Here is a 19,731-nt window from a genome sequence, read left to right on the forward strand (position 1 = left end):
CCAGCCCCGCCGACGAAACGGAAGGCCGAGCGGCACCGTCACTCTTTGTTGGAGCATGATCTTTTTCCGGAAACGGATTCCACTTTCCGGGATCACGCTCGGGCAAACTTCCACTTGCGTGGCACCTTGGCCGGGCCTATGTGTCGAAACGCTCTAACGGGGTGCCGGACGCGATCTTCGCGGACCGGCTGAGAGGCAGTCTCGCCAACCCGCTGAACCTGATCCGGTTTGTACCGGCGGAGGGATTAGACGCTTCGGACAGCCCGACGCCTCAATTCCTTTCAACACGAATGAAGGAGGCGCCGATGCGCATTTTTTTGTCCCGTCTTGTCCCAGCGCTTGGGCTTGCTGTTTCGCTACTGGCAAGCCCTGCGTGCGCGCAGGAAAAACTCACGATCTATACCTATGAGAGTTTCACTGCCGACTGGGGTCCAGGCCCCCAGGTGAAGAAGGAATTCGAGGCCGAGTGTGGCTGCAGCGTCGACTTCGTGTCGGTGGCCGACGGCGTCGCGCTGCTCAATCGCGTCAAGCTCGAAGGTGCGTCGACCAAAGCCGATATCGTGCTTGGCCTCGACACCAACCTCACCGCGGAAGCCAAGGCTTCCGGCCTGTTTGTCCCACATGGCGCGGTGGCTGAAAACAACGTGCCGGGCGGCTGGAGCGACGACACTTTCGTGCCCTACGATTATGGCTATTTCGCCGTCGTCTACGACACCGAGAAGCTGAAGAACCCACCGAAGAGCCTGAAGGAATTGGTCGAGGGCGATGCCGCCGACAAGATCGTCATCCAGGATCCGAGGACGTCGACGCCGGGCCTTGGCCTGCTGCTGTGGGTTAAGTCGGTCTATGGCGACAAGGCGCCGGAAGCCTGGGCGAAACTCAAGGGCAAAGTGCTGACGGTGACGCCGGGCTGGAGCGAGGCCTACGGCCTGTTCACCAAGGGCGAGGCGCCGATGGTGCTTTCCTATACGACGTCGCCGGCCTACCACATGGTGGCGGAGAACACCGGGCGCTACCAGGCGGCCTCGTTCGAGGAAGGCGAGTATCTGCAGATCGAGGTCGCCGGCATCACCACCACGGGCGCGAAGAATCCGCTGGCGGCGAAGTTCCTGGCCTTCATGACCGGGCCGAAATTCCAGGATGTCATTCCGGAGACCAACTGGATGTTCCCGGCCGGGAAAACCGACAAGCCGCTCAATCCGGCTTTTGATAGGCTGGTCAAGCCGGCGAAGACCTTGCTGTTCAGCCCGGAAGAGGTCGCGGCAAATCGCAAGGCCTGGGTGGATGAATGGCTGGCGGTGATGAGCAAGTAGATTTGGCTGTATAGTCAAAAGATGAGTGCTCTACGGCGCCCCCCTCTGTCCTGCCGGACATCTCCCCCACGAGGGGGGAGATTGGCCTTTACGTTGACTTTCGCCAATCTCCGAAGCTGCAGGAATGAGCGGAGCGCTAAAACCGCCAATCTCCCCCCTCGTGGGGGAGATGTCCGGCAGGACAGAGGGGGGCGCGAAGGAACGCGACGCCCGGTAAAGAGTGCAACGCTCTGACCCCCGCATCACGGCCGGCATTGTCGCGCTTGCGGCAATCGCGCTGCTGATCGGTGGCGCCTTCGCCGGCCTTATCCGCGAAGGCGCGCACGACCTTTCCGGCGCCGCGTCCGCCTTTGACCTCTATCTCCTGCGCGTTGTCCGCTTCACGCTCTGGCAGGCTGCGCTCTCGACTCTGCTTTCCGCCGTACCGGCGCTCTTCGTCGCCCGGGCGCTGTCGCGGCATCCGCGCTTCTTCGGACGCGGCTTCATCCTGCAGCTATTCACTGTTCCCCTTGCCTTGCCGGCAATTGTCGGAGCGCTGGGAATACTGGCGCTCTATGGCCGCGCCGGTTATTTCGCCGCGATCGGTGGCCAGAGCTGGCCCGACATCTATGGGCTGTCGGGCATCCTCGTCGCCCACGTCTTCTTCAACCTGCCGCTGGCCACCCGGCTGTTCCTCGAAGCGCTGGGAACGGTGCCGGCCGATCAATGGCGGCTGGCGAGCCAGCTCGGCATGGGGGCGAGGCCAGCCTTCCGGCTGATCGAGTGGCCGGTGCTGCGCGCCGCGCTGCCGGGCGTCGCCGGGCTTGTCTTCATGCTTTGCATCACCTCCTTCACCATCGTCCTGATCCTCGGCGGCGGGCCGGCGGCGACGACGCTGGAAGTCGCCATCTATCAGGCGCTGCGTTTCGACTTCGATCCGGCGCGAGCGGTGACGCTGACGGTGCTACAGATCGCGCTGACTTTCGCCGTCATGCTGGCGCTGACGCGGCTCGGCGCCAATGTGACCGGCGACGCCAATTTGCCTGTCGCGCCGCGCCGCTATCACTTGGCCGGCAAAGCAGAAACAGCGTTCAACGCCGTCCTGATCGTGCTCGCCTTGCTGTTCGTCGCCGGACCAATGGCGGCCACCGTCGCGTCCGGCCTCGGCGCCGATCTCGGCCGGCTGGCGGGCGAGAGTGCCGTGCGTCAGGCGACCCTGACCAGCGCCGGTCTCGCCCTCTCGGCGGCGCTACTTTCGGTGGCGCTGTCGCTATCGCTGATCATGGCTCGGCGGGCACTGTCGCTGCGCCGCCGGTCCAGTGCCCGTTCATTGCTCGAACATGCCACCGACACCGGCGCCGGCTTCGTCCTCGTCGTGCCGCCCATTGTCATCGGCGCCGGCTGGTTTCTCCTGCTGCGCACGGTCAGCGATGTCTTTGCCATCGCGCCGGTCATGGTCGTCATCGTCAATGCGGTGATGGCGATGCCCTTTGCCATCCGCGCGATGCGCCCGGCCTATGATGCGGCGAGCGAGCGCCACGAAAAGCTGTGCGCGCAGCTCGGCATTGCGGGCTGGAACCGGCTGCTTCTGGTCGACTGGCCATCGCTCCGGCGGCCGCTGGCCACCGGCTTTGCCTTCGCCATGGCACTGTCGCTCGGCGATCTCGGCGTCATCGCGCTGTTCGGCAGCGATTCGGTACAGACCTTGCCCTATCTCCTGCTGGCGCGCATGGGCAGCTATCGCACGGCCGATGCTGCCGGGCTGGCTTTGCTGCTCGGGGCGGTCTGCCTTGCATTGGTGGTCGCGGCAGACTGGCTGGGACGGGGAGAGAGATCGTGACGTCCGCTGTGGAGAAAGGCACGACTGTCCGGCTGGACAAGGTCTCGTTCAGCTATGGCGAAACGTCATTCCTGTTCGATGTCGAATTCCATACATCTAAGATCACCGCCATCATGGGGGCAAGTGGTTCGGGCAAATCGACCTTGCTCAATCTGGTGGCTGGTTTCGAGACGCCGGAGTCCGGTCGTGTGCTGATCGGCGGCGCCGATGTCGGCGCCGAGCCGCCTTCGGCGCGGCCGGTGTCGATGGTATTCCAGGAAAACAATCTGTTTGCTCATCTCTCGGTGGAGAAGAATGTCGGGCTCGGCCGCTCGCCATCGCTCAACCTGACCGACGCCGATCGCGCCGCAATCGCCGAGGCGCTTGACCGCGTCGGCCTGGCCGGCAAGGAGATGCGCCTGCCGCGCGAACTCTCCGGCGGCGAAAGGCAGCGCGTAGCGCTCGCCCGCGTTCTGGTGCGCGACCGGCCAGTGCTGCTGCTCGACGAGCCGTTCGCTTCGCTCGGGCCAGCACTGCGCGACGACATGCTCGACCTGGTGGCCGGCGTTCATGCCGAGCGGGCGATGACGGTGCTGTTCGTCACGCATCAGCCGGAAGACGCTCGCCGTATCGGCGAGCAGATGGTTTTTCTGGACAATGGCAGGGTTGCCGCGACGGGACCTGCCGCCGATTTTTTCGACGGCACTGGCCCTGAAGCGTTTCGGCGCTATATCGGCGCAAGTTCGGGCGGATCACGCGATATTGCCCGGAAGCGGACATAATTTACGACCAAACCGGCTACAGGTGATGTGGCGCTTGCTTGCCATGGTCCAGTCGATGTGGCTAGGTCCGCTTAGTACTGGTCCGGCACGAGCCGTGATTTGCCCCCTACAGCGCCGCATCCGGCCGGATGCGTAAACGCTGTAGGTTTTTTGATGTGTGCAGGATTGCCAACGAAAACCGATTTTTCGCTGGCGCGGACCCCGGTCCAAATCATGCGCCGAGAGCTGAAGGAACGCCGTGCTGCCGACCGGCACTGACACTTTGAAACGCAGACCGCTGGTGCGCTTCCTCGCGCTGGCCGGCCTTGCCGTGGCGCTGGCCAGCTGCCAGATGTTCACGCCTCCCGAAGTGCAGGAATCTGGCTTCCAGCCTTCCGACAAGCCGATCACGGTCGACAATGTCGCCGCCAACAGCAAGCTTGCCGAACTGGCGAAGGCACAGCATCCGCGCATCCTTGCCACCTATGGCGGCGAATATTCCGATCCCAAGCTCGAGCGCATGGTGGCCAAGGTTGTCGGCAGCCTGACCGTGGTGTCGGCCAATCCGACCCAGACCTATCGCATCACCATCCTCAATTCGCCAAACGTCAACGCTTTCGCGCTGCCGGGCGGCTATCTCTACGTCACCCGCGGCCTGCTGGCGCTGGCCAATGATTCGGCCGAACTCGCCGCCGTCATCGCGCATGAGATGGGCCACGTCACCGCCAATCACGGTCTGCAGCGACAGCAGCTCGAGGCCGAGGAAGGCCTGGCGACCAAGGTGGTCTCCGATGTGCTGGGCGACAGTCCGACCGCCAAGCAGGCATTGATCCGCGGCAAGCTGAGGCTGGCGCAGTTCTCGCGCAACCAGGAGCTGGAGGCAGACGCGATCGGCATCAAATCGATCGGCGAGGCGGGTTACGATCCCTATGCCGCCGGGCGTTTCCTGCAGTCGATGTCGGCCTATACCGATTTCCGCTCGATCAGCGGCGCCACCGACGCCAGCCTCGACTTCCTGGCTACGCACCCCAACACGCCGCAGCGAATTGATCTGGCGCAGCGCCACGCCCGCCAGTTCGGCGCGCCGGGCATCGGCACCCGCGACCGCGATTCCTTCCTGGCCGGGATAGACGGCCTGCTCTATGGCGACACGCCGGAAGAGGGCTATGTGCGCGGCCAGACCTTCCTGCATCCGGGCCTCGGCGTTTCGTTCACGGTGCCCGACGGCTTCATCATCGACAATTCGGCGGCGGCGGTGACGGCGACCGGTCCCGGCGACATGGCGATCCGCTTCGACGGTGTGTCGATCGACAAGGATCGTGCGCTGACCGACTACATCAGAAGCGGCTGGGTGGCCGGTCTCGACGAGACCAGTGTGCGCCAGGAGACGATCGACGGCAACGAGGCGGCGACAGCGCACGCCGGCGCCGATGGCTGGCAGTTCGACATTGCGGTGATCCGCGCCGGCGGCCAAGTCTACCGGCTTTTGACAGCGGCCCCCTCGGCCAGCACGACACTCGATCCGGTGGCACGCTCGGTCAGCGGTTCGTTCCGCGTGCTCAGCCCCGCCGAGAAAGCGGCACTGAAGCCGCTGCATATCCGCGTCGTCACGGTACAGGCCGGGCAGACGATGGGCACACTTTCGGCGCAGATGGTCGGCGTCGACCGCAAGCTCGATCTGTTCCGCGTGCTCAACGCGATGTCGCCGGGCGCCTCGGTTTCGGCCGGCGACAAGGTCAAGATCGTCACGGACAGATAGCGCCGGTCTTCGTCAGAAACCCCAGCCTTCGTAGTGCTTTTTTCTGAGATAACTTTTCTGAGATAACTCGGGGCGGTACCCCTGTTCCTGGCAATCTCACGCTGCCATGAATTCGGGGTTCTGCTTGACCAGCGCGAGCTTGAGCTTTTCCATGGCGCGGGCCTCGATCTGGCGGACACGCTCCTTGGAAATGCCGAGCGTCTCGCCGAGCGCCTCAAGCGTCGCACCTTCGTCGGTCAGCCGACGCTCCTCGATGATCCTGAGTTCGCGGGCATTGAGCGCGCGGAGCGCCGTCTTCAGCCACATCAGGCGCCGTTCGACGTCGATGGTGTCGCCGGCGACCTCGTCAGGCAATGGATCGTCCGAAATCAGGAAGTCCATCCGCTCGGTGGTACCGGCCTCATCGGCGAGGGGTGCGTTGAGCGAAGAGTCAGGTGCTGAAAGCCTGGAATCCATCTTCTCGACATCGGCCTCGGAGACGCCGAGGGCTACCGAGACTTCGCGGTAGAGCGTGGCGTTAGAGATCGGCTCGGCGCCGTTGGCAAGACGGGCGCGCAGGCGCCGCAGGTTGAAGAACAGCGCCTTTTGCGCCGAAGAGGTGCCGCCGCGAACGATCGACCAGTTGCGCAGGATGTAGTCCTGCATCGAAGCGCGGATCCACCATGTCGCATAGGTCGAGAAGCGCACCTCGCGCTCCGGCTCGAAACGCGCGGCTGCTTCCAGCAGCCCGACATGGCCCTCCTGGACCAGATCGCCGAGCGGCAGGCCGTAATGTCGGAATTTCGAAGCCATGGAGATGACCAGCCGCATATGGGCGACGGTAATCTGATGCAGCGCCTGCTGATCCTGGTCTTCCTTCCAGCGCAAGGCGAGAACATGTTCCTCATCGCGCTCGAGGTAAGGGGCTTTCATTGCCGTGCGGACCATGGTCCGTCCTGCCGTGTCTTCGATCATGCCGCGCTCCTGCTCCCGGACATTTTCGGACGGCCTGGCGGCCGTTATCTCTGTTTGACGCAATTCCGAGGGAAACCGCTTTCCCACTTTCCTGGAATTGCTTCGGGCCTAGCGCAGCCAAGGGTTCTTGAAATGGAAACGCGGCGCCCTACAACAAGCCATGAACGTGCCACACCGGGGATTGGTTCCGCCGCCGATGGCGGTTGTTTTGTGCGGTCCGACAGGGCGCATCGACACCGCAGATCGGGACTATTGGCACCGATCCGAGCTGCTTTGAGAATCTGATTTCTGGATCGTCGTTTTTTTGAAATCTGGTTCCTTATTTTGCTGCGCTGTATCTGTCAGTTTCCGGCTCTCACAAGCGCCGGACACCGGCCAAGGACGGGATCACACAGAAATGAAATGGCTCAAGTCGCTCATCGTCGCCGGAACGCTTCAGGTTCTGGCTGTTACATCAGGCCATGCCGGCGCCAATCTTGACCAGATCAAGCAGGCCGGCACCCTCAAAGTCGGCACCGAAGGCACCTATGCGCCCTTCACCTATCATGATGCTTCCGGCGCGCTGGTCGGCTTCGACGTCGAGATCGCCAAGGCGATCGGCGACAAGCTCGGCGTCAAGGTCGAGTTCCTCGAAGGCAAATGGGACGGGCTGATCGCCGGCCTCGACGCCAACCGCTACGACGCCGTGATCAACGAGGTCGGCATCACCGACGCGCGCAAGGCCAAGTACGATTTCTCCGATCCTTACATCGCCTCCAAGGCCGTGCTGATCGTGCGCGGCGACAACACCGACATCAAGACCTTCGCCGACCTCAAGGGCAAGAAGTCGGCACAGTCGTTGACATCGAATTTCGGCAAGCTCGCCGAGACCAACGGCGCCGAACTCGTCGGCACCGACGGCTTCGACCAGTCGATCCAGCTGCTGCTCACCGGCCGCGCCGACGCCACCATCAATGACAGCCTGTCTTTCCTCGACTTCAAGAAGCACAAGCCGGACGCCAATGTGAAGATCGCCGCGCAGGAAGAGAACGCCGACTATTCCGGCGTCATCGTGCGCAAGGGTGATCCGGAGCTGGTCGCGGCGATCAACAAGGCGCTGGCCGACATCAAGGCCGACGGCACCTACAAGAGGATCGCCGATACTTATTTCGGCCAGGATGTCTCGCAGTAAAGACCATCTCCCGGCGGTTTGCCGGCAATGACCAATAGCGGCGGGCCGTCTTTGACGGCTCGCCGTTTTTCGCATGATATGAGAAGCACACAATCGCACTGCCGTCACCGCGGCGGTCTGTGAAGGAGGAGCCGTTCGTGCCGCACTGGCTACACCTGATGCTGGACTCGTTGCCGACACTGCTGTGGGCGGCGTTGATCTTCACCGTACCGCTGACATTGCTATCGTTCGCACTCGGCCTGTTCGTCGGCCTGGTTGTCGCCCTGGTGCGGCTGTTCGGTCCCAAGCCTCTGGTTGCCGTGGTCCGCTTCTATGTCTGGATCTTTCGCGGCACGCCGCTTCTGGTGCAGCTGTTCCTGATCTTTTACGGCCTGCCTTCGGTCGGCATATTGCTGGATGCTTTTCCGGCGGCGCTGATTGGCTTCACCCTCAACATAGGCGCCTACAGTTCGGAAATTATCCGCGCCGTGATCGGCTCGGTGCCGAAGGGCCAGTGGGAGGCGGCCTATTCGATCGGCATGACCTGGAGCCAGGCGATGCGGCGCACCATCCTGCCGCAAGCCGGCCGCGTCGCCGTGCCGCCGCTGTCCAACACCTTCATCTCGCTGGTCAAGGATACGTCGCTGGCCGCCGCCATCACCGTGCCGGAGATGTTCCAGGCGGCGCAGCGCATCGTCGCCACCACCTATGAACCGCTGATCCTCTATGTCGAGGCGGCGATCCTTTATCTGGCGATGAGCTCGGTGCTTTCGGCCTTGCAGACGCGGCTGGAGGAGCGGCTCAACCGCTATGGCGGCTTCCTGGAGGCGCGCTCATGATCGGCCTCACCGACATCGAAAAGCGCTTCGGCGACAATCTGGTGCTGAAGGGCGTGACGGTCAGCATTGCCGAAGGCAGCGTCACCGCGCTCGTCGGCCCCTCCGGCGGCGGCAAGAGCACACTGCTGCGCTGCATCAACCTGTTGGAGATCCCGACCTCGGGCATGGTGCGCATCGGCGACGAGACGCTGGAATTCCGTCCCGGCATCAAGATCCCCAGCCGCGACATCCAGCGCCTGCGGCTGCAGACCGGCATGGTGTTCCAGAACTTCCAGCTGTTCCCGCATCGCACCGCGATCGAGAACGTCATGGAAGGCCTGGTGACGGTGCTGAAATGGCCGACGGCAAAGGCGCGCGAGCGGGCACTGGCGCTGCTCGAGAAGGTCGGCATGGCGCACAAGGCGGACGATTGGCCGGCAACGCTGTCGGGCGGCCAGCAGCAGCGTGTGGCCATTGCCCGCGCCCTGGCGCCGTCGCCGAAAGTGCTGCTCTGCGACGAGCCGACCTCGGCGCTCGATCCGGAACTGGCGCAGGAAGTGGTCGACGTGCTCGGAAAGCTCGCCAGCGAAGGCACCACCATGGTGATGGCCACGCACGACCTTCGCCTTGCCTCCAAGATCGCGCAGGAGGTGGTGTTCCTCGATGCTGGTGTCGTCGTCGAGAAGGGGCCGTCCACCGTGGTGTTCAGCAATCCGGAGCGGGAACGGACCAAGCGTTTTATTGCGACGCTGAAGCAGGAGGCGGAGAAGGAAGCCGGCGGCTGAGCCTTCTACGTTCCCCTTGTGGGGAGTGTCGGACGGAAGGTCCGGGTGCGGTCTGGTGTCGTCCCCATCCTCGCTGCTTCGCAGCGACCCTGCCTGGGCGAGCCACGGGTCTCGCCCGTCCTTGGAAAACAAAAACCCGGCACAAGGCCGGGTTTTTCATGATTTCGACGGTGAAAGCGATCAGGCAGCTTCTTCCTGCTCGGCTTCCTCATTGTCGGCCTTGGCGCCGCGCTTCGGGCCCTTGTTGAGGTTGACCTCGATCAGGCGCACGGCTTCGGTTTCCGACATGCGGTTGACTGCCGCGATCTCGCGCGCCATGCGGTCGAGTGCCGCCTCATAGAGCTGACGCTCGGAATAGGACTGTTCCGGCTGGTTGTCGGCACGGTAGAGGTCGCGCACGACTTCCGAGATCGAGATCAGGTCGCCCGAATTGATCTTGGCATCATACTCCTGCGCACGGCGCGACCACATGGTGCGCTTGACGCGGGCGCGGCCCTGCACGACCTTCAGCGCGCGCTCGACATAATCCTCTTCCGACAGCTTGCGCATGCCGATGGAGGTCGCCTTGGCGACCGGAACCTTCAGGCGCATCTTGTCCTTCTGGAAGTCGATGACGAACAGTTCCAGCTTGTGGCCCGCAACTTCCTGCTCGTCGATCGAGACGATCTGGCCGACGCCGTGTGCCGGATAGACGATGTACTCGCCGGTCTTGAAACCGTGGCGTGCCGAGGTGGACTTCTTCTGCGGGGTGATCGTTGCCATTACGCCCTGAACTCCTTGTTGTGGCACCGGCGGCCTGCCGGTCCGAACGCATGCGACCGGGGACACCGATCGTTAGCCGCACAACAGATGAACCCATCGGAAAAAGCCGGGACCGGCAAACCGCATACATAGCGACTGCCTGGCCCAGATCGCTCTGGTCCGATTGGGGATTTCACCTTTCAGTGATTTGGGGCGCTTGCGCCATAAATCGACGTTGTGTCACCGGCATGTTTCAACTGGTGTAGCACAAAAAGTCGGAAGAATCAAGGTTTTGCTGCAAACGCGAAGGTCGAGCGACATCGCCGCCCGTCAAGGCAGTTAATGTATGAGGCGCGTTACGCAGCGTTATGACGATCCAATAGGCCGCACTTTTTTGCTTTGCGCATCACCCTTTCCGAAATCGATTCCGATTCCAGGGTCATGCGCTCAGTCACCTTCGCCGGGCTCAGCGGAGAAATATTTCTCGAACTTGCCGGCCTCGCCGTCGAAGCTCTTGGCATCTGCCGGAGGCTCCTTCTTGGCGGTGATGTTGGGCCATTTCTCGGCGTATTCGGTGTTGACCTGCAGCCATTTGTCGAGGCCCGGCTCGGTGTCGGGCTTGATTGCATCGGCCGGGCATTCCGGTTCGCAGACGCCGCAGTCGATGCACTCGTCGGGATGTATGACAAGCATGTTCTCGCCCTCGTAAAAGCAGTCGACCGGACAGACCTCGATGCAGTCCATGTATTTGCATTTGATGCAGTTGTCGGTCACGACATAGGTCATTGGTCGGCTCCGGGACGTCCCGTTCTTGCTAGGGCGATGTGCGTCCAATTGGACGCATAAAGTACGCTCTGACACTTTGAATCTGCGCATCGTGCTTTCCGAAAATCGATCTCCGATTTTCGGGCCGATGCGGCGGCTTTTTTGGTGAGGTAACGCCTTTGCCTGCCGCTTGCAAGGGCAGCCATTGCCGGCGGGGCCGGCGTGTCCGGAATGAAATTCCAGATCGTCGCCATGGCGCAGACGGCCAAGGCTTCAGTCTTCGCCGAACAGCCGGTCGGTTTGCCTGCGCTCTTTCTTGGTCGGCCGGCCGCTGCCGGCGTCGCGCAGCGCCGGAATGGCATCGGCAACAGCCTCGCCTTTCGGCGCCGGCGGCGGGGACATGTCCTCGTAGAGCGTGCGCGCTTCCTCGGCCGGACCGCGCCGCACGCCGGTGCCAAGCACCTTCCAAATGAAAATACGGCGCTCGTGCGTAATGGTCAAAACGTCGCCAGGCTGGACCAGATCGGAGGCCTGCGCTGCTTTGTCGCTGTTGATGCGGACGCGTCCGGCGACAACCAGCTTGGCCGCCAGCGAGCGCGATTTTATCGCGCGCGAAAAGAACAGCCACTTGTCGATGCGCTGACGACCTTCAGCAACCATCGCAGCGAACCTGGGGCTTATTTCTTCAGCTGGTCGCGCAAGGCGGCGAGCTTGGCGAAGGGCGAGTCCGGATCGAAGCGCGCAGGGCGTTCCTCGCGTGGCTTGGCTTGGAAAGCCGGCTTGGCGCCTTGCGGTCCGCCTTTGCCTTCCGGCCTGCCGCCTTTCCAGTCAGGCCGGCCCTCGCGCGGACGCTCGCCTTGCGGCTTGCCGTCGCGGCGCTGTTCGCCCTCGGCCTGCGGCTTGGGCTTGAACTTCGAACGGTCGAAGCGTGGCTTGGCGGCACCGTCGCGCTGGTCGCGCCGGCCCTGATAGGCCGGCCGTTCGCCCGGTGCCGGCTGTCCGCCGGCAGCGTCGGCCGGCGCATCGGCGCGGCCAGCCTGGCCGTTACGCGGGCGATTGTCCCGGCCTTGACGATGGCGCGGGCGCTGCTCGAAACGACCCTGCCGCCACAGCAAGATGGGCTTTGGCGCTTCGGCCTCGGGGACAGGCTCAGCGCTTCCACCCTCCCACTCGTGGGGAGGGTCGGCGCGCAGCGCCGGGGTGGGGGCAGCGCCGGCGTCGGCGGTTGCGCCTGAAGTGTCTGCTGTGTCTGCACCTGCTTCGTTAACGCTGTCACCCCCACCCGCGTCGCTTCGCGCCGCGACCTCCCCCATCGAGGGGGAGGTAAGGGCGTCGGCGTTTTCGGCGACGGTGGCGTCGGCGCTTTCGGGGACGGTGTCGTCAGCTTCTGCAACAGCCGGAGCTTCTTCCGCGATTTCTATGGGAGCTTCGACCTGTTCTTCCGCGACGGGCTCCGCCGTTGCTTCCTCGATGGCTGGAGCTTCGGCGGTGGCTTCAACGGCCGCAGTTGGCTCCGAACCCTCGGGAGGCGCGCCCGGCTGAGCGTCCGCAGCAACGGCCGCTGCGACTTCGGCGACGGGCTCCTCAGCCGTAATCTCGGTGGCTGCATCCGGCTCCGACCCAACGGCCGGCGCCTCAGCGACGGCTTCACTTGCCACGGCTTCCGCCGCCTGAGCCTGCTCGGCCTTTGCTGCGGCTTCCGCCAGCTTGGCCGCAGCCGCTTGCCGCGCGGCATTGTCCTGCGCTTCGAGCCGCGCCTTCACCTCTGCCGGCGGCTTCGGCTCGGCGCGATAGCCGAGACCTTTCAGGATCTCTTCCATGTCGTCGGCGGTGGCGCCGAGGATGGACATCATCGGCGGCGTCACCATGAAGGACTGGCCGTCATAAGCGCCGTCGGGGCGCTGTCCCAGACCGGGCTTCCAGTTGGTCGCAGGCCGGATCAGGTCGGCCAGCCGTTCCAGAATGTCGATGCGCACGGCGCGGCGCCCGAGATTGCGGTAGCCGGCGAGCCTGTAGAAGCTCTTGTCGAAGGCCGGGTCGATGACCACCGATGTGCGGCCGGAAGCCAGGGCGTGCACCACGTCGCCAAAGCCGGGCTTGTCCTTGCCGTCGTTCTTCAGCGCCCACAACAGCGTGATCAGTCCGGCGGGCGCCGGCTTGATCAGCGCCGGCACGAAGACATGGTAGGCGCCGAAGCGCACACCGAGCCGGCGCAAGGCGGCGCGACCCTCCTGGTCGAGCGACTTCATTTCCTCGGCGATGTCGCGGCGGTTGATGAGGCCGAAATGCTCGACGAGCTGGAAGGCGATGCCACGGCCGATGCCGGCGATCTGCTCGGCATTCTTCAAGTCGACCAGCGGCTTCAGCAAGGATTCGATCTGGAAATTGACGAAGCGCTCGGCGCGCGCGGCGACCTTGTCGCGGGCGGGACCAGTCAACTGCTCGTCGGCCAAAAGCACCAGGCGCGGCTTCAGCGCGTCCTCGCCGGCAACCAGCGTGCCGATCGGCGCGCCGATCCAGCGCAGCGTGCCGTCGGAGCCGAGCGCAAGGTCGCCATTGGCGCAGGCGCCGAAGCGTTCGGCACGTGCCTCGAACTCGGCGGCCAGCGCTTTTTGCGCTGCCGTGCGCACGGCCTTGGCGTCTTCGCCGCCGGCGCTCTGGTCGGCGGTGAAGCGGAACCCTTGCAACTCGCCGACATGATGGCCTTCGACAAGGACGGTTCCGGTAGGACTGATTTCGGCTTCAGGCATTGTATTTTCTCTAAGGCGCCGCATGAGGACGGAAGTCCTGCGGTCTACAAACCGTTTCGTCAACCGCTCATGCAGCGCATCCGACAATCTGTCTTCGATTTCGCGCGTCTTTTCCCGCCAGTGTGCCTGATCGGCCAGCCAGCCCGGCCGGTTGGACACGAATGTCCAGGTGCGGATCTGCGCAATGCGGTGCGACAGCGTGTCGATGTCCCCCTCGGTCGTATCGGCGCGGCGCACCTGCTCGGCCATGTAGTTCTCGTCGACATGGCCGTGTTTGGCGAGGTCGGTGTAGATAGAAGCGATCAGGTCGGAGTGCTGGGCCGGCGCGATCTTGCGGTAGTCCGGCAACGCGCAGGCTTCCCACAGCAGCGCGACGCGCTTGGCATTGGTAGCCAGCGCGCGGATGTCCTCGTCGCGGGAGAGATGTTCGAGCGCCTGCGCATCGACCGCCGGCAGCGCGCGCGTCAGGCCTTCGACCGGCGCGTTGGCCTCGATCGAGCGCTTCAGCGCGTCGAGGCTGGCGAAGTCGAAATGCGCGGTGCGCCATTGCAGCACCTTCACCGGATCGAACTCGTGCCCCTCGATGCGCTTGACCAGTTCCTCGTCCAGCGGATCGACCTGGCCGGTGACGCCGAAGGTGCCGTCGCGCAGATGCCGGCCGGCGCGGCCGGCGATCTGGCCGAGCTCGGCCGCCGTCAGGTTGCGGTACTGGTAGCCGTCGAATTTGCGGTTCTGGGCGAAGGCGACATGATCGAGATCAAGGTTGAGCCCCATGCCGATGGCGTCGGTGGCGACGAGATAGTCGACGTCGCCTGCCTGGAACATTGCCACCTGGGCGTTGCGGGTGCGGGGCGACAGCGCGCCGAGCACGACCGCCGCTCCTCCTTGCTGGCGGCGGATCAGCTCAGCGATGGCATAGACCTCGTCGGCGGAGAAAGCGACGATCGCCGTACGCCGCGGCAGGCGGGTCAATTTCTTCGAGCCGGCATAGGCCAGGTGCGACAGGCGAGGGCGCGTCACCACCGAGACGCCTCTCAGCAGCTTTTGCAGGATGCCATGCATGGTGGCCGCGCCGAGCAGCAGCGTTTCCTGGCGGCCGCGCAGGTGCAGGATACGGTCGGTGAAGATGTGGCCGCGCTCGAGGTCGCCGGCGAGTTGCACCTCGTCGATGGCGACGAAGGCAACGTCGGTCTCGCGCGGCATGGCTTCGACGGTGCAGACCGAATATTTCGCGCCGGGCGGCTGGATTTTTTCCTCGCCGGTGATGAGCGCCACCTTGTGGGCGCCGACCTTTTCGCAGACGCGGGCATAGACCTCGCGCGCCAGAAGGCGGAGCGGCAGGCCGATAATGCCGCTCTCATGCGCCACCATGCGCTCGATGGCGAGATGGGTCTTGCCGGTGTTGGTCGGACCCAGCACGGCAGTCACGTCGCGGCCCGACAGGATCAGCGGCTCGGTGTGTTTCGGCTGGATGTTCATCGGCCTGGAGATGAGGCTTTCTGCATCGTGTTGTCGGGAGCGCGCCTCGCATGGCGCGTATGACAGGCGACACATAGGGATTTCAGGCGCGAAGCGAAAGCGGAATGTTCCGGCCGGCAGTCCCACGGTTCGTCGTTGAGGTCTCAATTAACAGTTGGAACGAGTCTGGAACGAATCGGCGACGAATCAGTGACTCCGGCAGATTCAGCTTTTGTTCACGGCTACATGTGGATTTTGCGAGCCTGAGTCTCACCATATGCTGAATCGCGGAAACTGGCCCGATTCCTGCAAGGCGACCATTGGCGTTAACCTTTGCCGGCGGGGCATCGTCGTGATCCGATACGCCTCGGCTAACATTGTGAAATTGTTGAATTTTCTTAATCGGCCTTAACCAGTTTCCGGTGGTTCCCGGCCTTGGTCGTTAACGTTCCGCTCAAAGCCGGAACGAATCGGTGACGAATCAGCGATCGCGGGATTTTCCTGGTTTGTTCACCCCAACATCTTGTGTTATCCACAGCTTGTCCACCGAGAATTCACAGCTTGCGAACCGGGTTTTGCACAGGGCGCCTAAAAATCGTTAATCTTTGCGTGCCGGAACGGGTCAATGTCTCGCGCGCGGCCCAGGGAACATCGCCGCCCGGCGATGAAAAACGGGCCATAAGGCGGCCCGTCCTACCGGGCGAAATTGCTGTCGTTCAGGCGAAGTACTGGCCGCCATTGGCTGTGATGGTCGAACCGGTGATGAAGCCGGCGTCTTCGGACGCGAGGAAGACGACGCAACGCGCGATCTCTTCCGGTTCGCCGAGGCGGCCGACCGGGATCTGCGGGATGATGCGTTCATTCAGCACCTTCTCGTCGATCGCCTTGACCATCTCGGTGGCTATGTAGCCGGGGCAGATGACATTGACTGTGATGCCCGCGCGCGCGCCCTCCTGCGCCAGCGCCTTCGAGAAGCCGATGTCGCCGGCCTTTGCGGCGGAATAGTTGACCTGGCCGGCCTGGCCTTTCTGGCCGTTGATGGAGGAGATGGTGATGACGCGGCCGAATTTGCGGTCGCGCATGCCGCCCCACAGCGGATGCGTCATGTTGAAGACGCCAGACAGATTGGTGTCGATGACTTCCTTCCACTGCTCGCGCGTCAGCTTGTGGAACATGGCGTCGCGGGTAATGCCGGCATTGTTGACCAGCACCGAGACCGGGCCGAGATCGGCCTCGACCTGTTTGATTCCGGCGGCACAGGCGTCGTAGTCGGCGACCGACCATTTGTAGGCCTTGATGCCGGTTTGTGCGCTGAACTTCCCCGCTGCCTCGTCATTGCCGGCATAGTTGGCGGCAACGGTGTAACCGGCATTCTTCAGGCCGATCGATATGGCGGCGCCGATGCCGCGCGATCCACCGGTGACGAGCGCTACTTTGGTCATTGAAAGTTCTTCCTCCCTTTGGTCGGAAGAAGGGAATAGGGAGTAGGGAATAGCGAGTAGGGATCGATATCCCGCCGCGCTGCTCCTTCTTCCCTATTCACTACTCCCTATTCACTACTCACTTCTTGTTCACAGCGCTTCCACGCACAGAGCGACGCCCATGCCGCCGCCGATGCACAGCGTGGCAAGGCCCTTCTTGGCGCCGCGGCGGCGCATCTCGAAAACCAGCGTGTTGAAGACGCGGGCGCCCGACGCGCCGATCGGATGGCCGATGGCGATGGCGCCGCCATTGACGTTGACGATCGACGTATCCCAGCCCATGCCCTTGTTGACGGCGCAGGCCTGCGCGGCGAAGGCTTCATTGGCCTCGACAAGGTCGAGGTCCTTGACCGACCAGCCGGCCTTCTCGAGCGCCCGCTTCGAGGCGGGAATAGGTCCGGTTCCCATGATCGCCGGATCGACGCCGGCCGTCGCCCAGGATGCGATGCGCACCAGCGGGGTGATGCCGCGCCTTGTGGCTTCAGCCTCGCTCATCAGCAGCGCGCCGGCGGCGCCGTCATTGATGCCCGACGCGTTCGCGGCGGTCACGGTGCCGTCCTTGTCGAAAGCCGGCTTCAGCTTGGACATGGCGTCGATGGTGGCGCCGTGGCGGATGTACTCGTCCTGGTCGACGACAGTGTCGCCCTTCCTGCCCTTGATCGTGAAGGCGACGATCTCGTCCTTGAACTTGCCGGCCTTCTGCGCGGCCTCGGCCTTGTTTTGCGAGGCCAGCGCAAACTGGTCCTGGTCGTCGCGGGTGATCTGGAACTGGCGGGCGACGTTCTCGGCGGTGTTGCCCATGTGGTAGCCATTGAAGGCGTCCCACAACCCGTCCTTGATCATGGTGTCGATCATCTTGTAGTCGCCCATCTTGACGCCGGCGCGCAGGTGCTCGGCATGCGGCGACAGCGACATCGATTCCTGGCCGCCGGCGATGATCACCGTGGCGTCGCCGGCGGCGATCTGCTGCATGCCGAGCGCGATGGCGCGCAGGCCAGAGCCGCAAACCTGGTTGAGCCCCCAGGCGGTGGTCTCCTTGGGCAGGCCGGCATTGATCGACGCCTGGCGGGCGGGGTTCTGGCCCTGCGCGGCGGTCAGCACCTGGCCGAGAATGACCTCGTCGACTTCGCCCGGCTCGACGTCGGCGCGCGCCAAAAGCTCCCTGATCACGACGGCGCCAAGTTCATGCGCCGGGGTGGCGGCGAAGGCGCCGTTGAAGGAGCCGACAGCCGTGCGTGCGGCGCTGGCAACGACGATTGAATTGGAAGCGGACATTTTTCTCTCCAGACTTCGAGGTGTCGTGTTCTTGGGGGCTTGTTGGGACTTTTCTTGCCCGTTCCACACCCCAAGTCAAACCGGAAATGGGCATGCCGGCCAAGCGCCGCAAGCAGGGCGTGAGCGGCCGGCGGGATCGCCCAACCTTTGCTGCGCAGCATAATTGGCCGGCCATGCAGCAATAAATGATGCCGCACTGCACAAAGCGCTTGGAATTATAGAGCTTTTGCGCATATCCTTAAAAATGGCGCAATCGTTACCGGCGGCTTACTCAGGCGCGCCGGTGTCCCGGGAGGATGCTGATGGCCGCGAAAGACGACCCTATCATTATCAAGAAATATGCCAATCGCCGGCTCTACAATACCGGCACCAGCACCTATGTGACGCTCGAGGATCTGGCCGAGATGGTCAAGAAGGGCGAGGAGTTCACCGTCCAGGACGCCAAGACCGGTGACGACATTACCCATCCGGTGCTGACGCAGATCATCTTCGAACTGGAGAACAAGGATGGGCAGAACATGCTGCCGATCCCGTTCCTGCGCCAGCTGATCGCTTTCTATGGCGACCAGATGCAGCAGATCGTGCCGAGCTTCCTCGAACAGTCGATGATGGCCTTCTCCAAGGAGCAGGAGCGGTTCCGCGAACAGATGAAGGGCGCGATCGGCAAGTCGCCGCTGGATGTGATGAAGATCGCCACGCCGATCAAGGCGCTGGAAGAGCAGACACGCCGCAACATGGAAATGTTCCAGAACGCGATGCGCCTGTTCACGCCGTTCCCGACCGCCGCCACAAATGCTGCGGCCGCGGCTGCACCCGAGCCGGCCCGCAAGGACGTCCCGGAAAAGAGCGGCGACGACCTTCAGGAACTGAAGCAACAGATCGCCGCCATGCAGCGCAAGCTCGATACGATGTCGTAAGCGACCGCCGCATGGTCGACCGCCCTCAGTTGGTCGAGGCGGCCGTCACGGGTCGATTTTCAGCTGCCACGGTTCCCAGATATCGTCGGGCTGGCCGTCGAGCGAGCGGTAGAAGGCTTTGGCCGGCGAGTTGGATTTCAGCACCGTCCATTTGATGGCGGAGGCGCCAATGCTCAAAGCGTGTTGGCGAAGCTGTTCAACAAGCGCATGGCCGACCCCCATGCCGCGCGTCGCTTCAGTGACGTAGAGTTCCTTCAGCCAGACAACCGGCTTCAGGTCGTAGGTCCAGGGGATGAGGTAGTGGACGGCGATGCCGACGATCACGCACTCTCGCTCCGCCACCAACACGCCGAACCGGGGCGATGGCCCCAGCCCGTGCTCGATGAGGTTCGCTTCGGTGACGCGAAGCTTGTCGTCATAACCCTCGAAGACGGCTAGCGCCCGCATGAGGGCGAGCACCGCACCGACATCCTGGCGCTCGAATGGACGAATTCTAACCATCGCCTTCTGCATGCTTGCTCAGTCTTCAAGGCCGACCATATCGCGTGGCCTCACGCGTGCAAGACACCGGGCTCCTTGCCTGAAGCGAAAGGAAGGTCCTCGTCCTGCCAACCGGTTATGCCGCCGATCATGATCTTCACGGGACGACCGAGGCTGGCCAGCTTGAAGGCCGCCTGATCCGCGCCATTGCAATGCGGTCCCGCGCAATAGACGACGAACAGCGTCCTTTCGGGCCATTGCACCATCCGCCCGGCCGATATTTCGCGGTGGGGCAGATGCAGCGCGCCCGGCACATGGCGGCGTCCATAGGCTTCCGGCGAACCGACCACATGCAGGAGAACAAAGTCCGGCTCTCCGGCACGCAGTGCGGCGGCGACGTCGGAACAGTCGGTCTCGACGGAAAGCCGGCGCAGAAAATGGTCGCGGGCGATATCCGGCGATGCCGCCGGAATGTCTGTCACGTGGCTCATCCTCGTATCTCCATTGCTGATGCGACGGAGAGATA

Annotated in this window: 17 protein-coding genes and 1 riboswitch; of the genes, 8 read left to right on the forward strand and 9 right to left on the reverse strand. The window is 63.5% G+C overall.

Annotation, left to right across the window (positions count from 1 at the left end; genetic code table 11):
- Positions 1 to 147: 147 nt before the first annotated feature.
- A riboswitch (TPP riboswitch) is annotated at positions 148 to 262 on the forward strand.
- Between the two features lie 43 nt (positions 263 to 305).
- From thiB to ACYG9Y_RS27720, 4 genes are all read left to right on the forward strand, one after another.
- Positions 306 to 1,313, forward strand: coding sequence for a thiamine ABC transporter substrate binding subunit (gene thiB / locus ACYG9Y_RS27705; protein ID WP_023737345.1), 1,008 nt, complete (start codon positions 306 to 308; stop codon positions 1,311 to 1,313).
- Between the two features lie 220 nt (positions 1,314 to 1,533).
- On the forward strand, positions 1,534 to 3,132 hold the full coding sequence (thiP, locus tag ACYG9Y_RS27710) for a thiamine/thiamine pyrophosphate ABC transporter permease (RefSeq protein WP_023737346.1): 1,599 nt from the start codon (positions 1,534 to 1,536) through the stop codon (positions 3,130 to 3,132).
- Complete coding sequence (gene thiQ / locus ACYG9Y_RS27715; protein ID WP_023835385.1) at positions 3,129 to 3,893, forward strand: thiamine ABC transporter ATP-binding protein; 765 nt, start codon at positions 3,129 to 3,131, stop codon at positions 3,891 to 3,893. The genes thiP and thiQ overlap by 4 nt, the downstream gene beginning before the upstream one ends.
- A gap of 331 nt (positions 3,894 to 4,224) precedes the next feature.
- Positions 4,225 to 5,631: a M48 family metalloprotease gene (locus ACYG9Y_RS27720; RefSeq protein WP_245260366.1), complete on the forward strand. Its 1,407-nt coding sequence runs from the start codon at positions 4,225 to 4,227 to the stop codon at positions 5,629 to 5,631.
- Between the two features lie 96 nt (positions 5,632 to 5,727).
- Here ACYG9Y_RS27720 and ACYG9Y_RS27725 read toward each other — a convergent pair whose 3' ends face one another.
- A complete protein-coding gene (locus ACYG9Y_RS27725; RefSeq protein ID WP_023693606.1) occupies positions 5,728 to 6,585 on the reverse strand; it encodes an RNA polymerase factor sigma-32 in 858 nt (285 codons plus the stop codon).
- A 397-nt stretch (positions 6,586 to 6,982) separates the two neighbouring features.
- Here ACYG9Y_RS27725 and ACYG9Y_RS27730 point away from each other — a divergent pair, with 397 nt between their 5' ends.
- The 3 genes from ACYG9Y_RS27730 (at position 6,983) to ACYG9Y_RS27740 (ending at position 9,338) form a co-directional block, all read left to right on the forward strand.
- On the forward strand, positions 6,983 to 7,756 hold the full coding sequence (locus ACYG9Y_RS27730; protein WP_023712815.1) for an amino acid ABC transporter substrate-binding protein: 774 nt from the start codon (positions 6,983 to 6,985) through the stop codon (positions 7,754 to 7,756).
- 137 nt (positions 7,757 to 7,893) lie between these two features.
- Positions 7,894 to 8,574, forward strand: coding sequence for an amino acid ABC transporter permease (locus ACYG9Y_RS27735; protein WP_023693608.1), 681 nt, complete (start codon positions 7,894 to 7,896; stop codon positions 8,572 to 8,574).
- Positions 8,571 to 9,338 (forward strand): amino acid ABC transporter ATP-binding protein, encoded by a 768-nt coding sequence (locus ACYG9Y_RS27740; RefSeq protein WP_023737348.1) that lies wholly within the window; start codon positions 8,571 to 8,573, stop codon positions 9,336 to 9,338. Before ACYG9Y_RS27735 ends, ACYG9Y_RS27740 begins: the two co-directional genes overlap by 4 nt.
- Before the next feature lie 180 nt (positions 9,339 to 9,518).
- Here the strand turns inward: ACYG9Y_RS27740 and ACYG9Y_RS27745 are convergent, their stop codons facing one another.
- The 6 genes from ACYG9Y_RS27745 to ACYG9Y_RS27770 form a co-directional block, all read right to left on the reverse strand.
- Positions 9,519 to 10,100, reverse strand: coding sequence for a CarD family transcriptional regulator (locus ACYG9Y_RS27745; protein WP_023673664.1), 582 nt, complete (start codon positions 10,098 to 10,100; stop codon positions 9,519 to 9,521).
- A gap of 426 nt (positions 10,101 to 10,526) precedes the next feature.
- Complete coding sequence (gene fdxA, locus ACYG9Y_RS27750) at positions 10,527 to 10,865, reverse strand: ferredoxin FdxA (RefSeq protein WP_013529180.1); 339 nt, start codon at positions 10,863 to 10,865, stop codon at positions 10,527 to 10,529.
- 252 nt (positions 10,866 to 11,117) lie between these two features.
- The gene (locus tag ACYG9Y_RS27755; protein ID WP_023737349.1) at positions 11,118 to 11,504 is read right to left on the reverse strand and encodes an RNA-binding S4 domain-containing protein; all 387 of its coding nucleotides are present in this window, start codon (positions 11,502 to 11,504) and stop codon (positions 11,118 to 11,120) included.
- 17 nt (positions 11,505 to 11,521) lie between these two features.
- On the reverse strand, positions 11,522 to 15,073 hold the full coding sequence (locus ACYG9Y_RS27760) for a helicase-related protein (protein WP_023749353.1): 3,552 nt from the start codon (positions 15,071 to 15,073) through the stop codon (positions 11,522 to 11,524).
- 695 nt (positions 15,074 to 15,768) lie between these two features.
- Positions 15,769 to 16,494, reverse strand: a complete 726-nt coding sequence (gene phbB, locus ACYG9Y_RS27765; protein ID WP_023698448.1) for an acetoacetyl-CoA reductase — start codon at positions 16,492 to 16,494, stop codon at positions 15,769 to 15,771.
- Positions 16,495 to 16,623: 129 nt separating this feature from the next.
- Positions 16,624 to 17,808, reverse strand: coding sequence for an acetyl-CoA C-acetyltransferase (locus ACYG9Y_RS27770; protein WP_023712818.1), 1,185 nt, complete (start codon positions 17,806 to 17,808; stop codon positions 16,624 to 16,626).
- Between the two features lie 302 nt (positions 17,809 to 18,110).
- Here ACYG9Y_RS27770 and phaR point away from each other — a divergent pair, with 302 nt between their 5' ends.
- Complete coding sequence (gene phaR, locus ACYG9Y_RS27775) at positions 18,111 to 18,725, forward strand: polyhydroxyalkanoate synthesis repressor PhaR (protein WP_023685813.1); 615 nt, start codon at positions 18,111 to 18,113, stop codon at positions 18,723 to 18,725.
- A 45-nt stretch (positions 18,726 to 18,770) separates the two neighbouring features.
- Here the strand turns inward: phaR and ACYG9Y_RS27780 are convergent, their stop codons facing one another.
- Together ACYG9Y_RS27780 and ACYG9Y_RS27785 are read right to left on the reverse strand one after the other, a co-directional pair.
- The gene (locus ACYG9Y_RS27780; protein ID WP_031199718.1) at positions 18,771 to 19,226 is read right to left on the reverse strand and encodes a GNAT family N-acetyltransferase; all 456 of its coding nucleotides are present in this window, start codon (positions 19,224 to 19,226) and stop codon (positions 18,771 to 18,773) included.
- A 50-nt stretch (positions 19,227 to 19,276) separates the two neighbouring features.
- The gene (locus ACYG9Y_RS27785) at positions 19,277 to 19,696 is read right to left on the reverse strand and encodes a rhodanese-like domain-containing protein (RefSeq protein ID WP_023702797.1); all 420 of its coding nucleotides are present in this window, start codon (positions 19,694 to 19,696) and stop codon (positions 19,277 to 19,279) included.
- Between the last annotated feature and the right edge of the window lie 35 nt (positions 19,697 to 19,731).

The organism is Mesorhizobium sp. W050, assembly GCF_054719535.1.

Excerpts from the sequence above, each read along its gene's own strand:
- ACYG9Y_RS27730 (WP_023712815.1), top strand. The coding sequence starts at position 6,983 with ATGAAATGGCTCAAGTCGCTCATCGTCGCCGGAACGCTTCAGGTTCTG.
- ACYG9Y_RS27755 (WP_023737349.1), bottom strand. The coding sequence starts at position 11,504 with ATGGTTGCTGAAGGTCGTCAGCGCATCGACAAGTGGCTGTTCTTTTCG.
- ACYG9Y_RS27725 (WP_023693606.1), bottom strand. The coding sequence starts at position 6,585 with ATGATCGAAGACACGGCAGGACGGACCATGGTCCGCACGGCAATGAAA.
- ACYG9Y_RS27740 (WP_023737348.1), top strand. The coding sequence starts at position 8,571 with ATGATCGGCCTCACCGACATCGAAAAGCGCTTCGGCGACAATCTGGTG.
- ACYG9Y_RS27760 (WP_023749353.1), bottom strand. The coding sequence starts at position 15,073 with ATGAACATCCAGCCGAAACACACCGAGCCGCTGATCCTGTCGGGCCGC.
- ACYG9Y_RS27720 (WP_245260366.1), top strand. The coding sequence starts at position 4,225 with ATGTTCACGCCTCCCGAAGTGCAGGAATCTGGCTTCCAGCCTTCCGAC.
- phaR (WP_023685813.1), top strand. The coding sequence starts at position 18,111 with ATGGCCGCGAAAGACGACCCTATCATTATCAAGAAATATGCCAATCGC.
- thiB (WP_023737345.1), top strand. The coding sequence starts at position 306 with ATGCGCATTTTTTTGTCCCGTCTTGTCCCAGCGCTTGGGCTTGCTGTT.
- ACYG9Y_RS27770 (WP_023712818.1), bottom strand. The coding sequence starts at position 17,808 with ATGTCCGCTTCCAATTCAATCGTCGTTGCCAGCGCCGCACGCACGGCT.
- fdxA (WP_013529180.1), bottom strand. The coding sequence starts at position 10,865 with ATGACCTATGTCGTGACCGACAACTGCATCAAATGCAAATACATGGAC.
- phbB (WP_023698448.1), bottom strand. The coding sequence starts at position 16,494 with ATGACCAAAGTAGCGCTCGTCACCGGTGGATCGCGCGGCATCGGCGCC.
- ACYG9Y_RS27780 (WP_031199718.1), bottom strand. The coding sequence starts at position 19,226 with ATGGTTAGAATTCGTCCATTCGAGCGCCAGGATGTCGGTGCGGTGCTC.
- ACYG9Y_RS27785 (WP_023702797.1), bottom strand. The coding sequence starts at position 19,696 with ATGAGCCACGTGACAGACATTCCGGCGGCATCGCCGGATATCGCCCGC.
- ACYG9Y_RS27745 (WP_023673664.1), bottom strand. The coding sequence starts at position 10,100 with ATGGCAACGATCACCCCGCAGAAGAAGTCCACCTCGGCACGCCACGGT.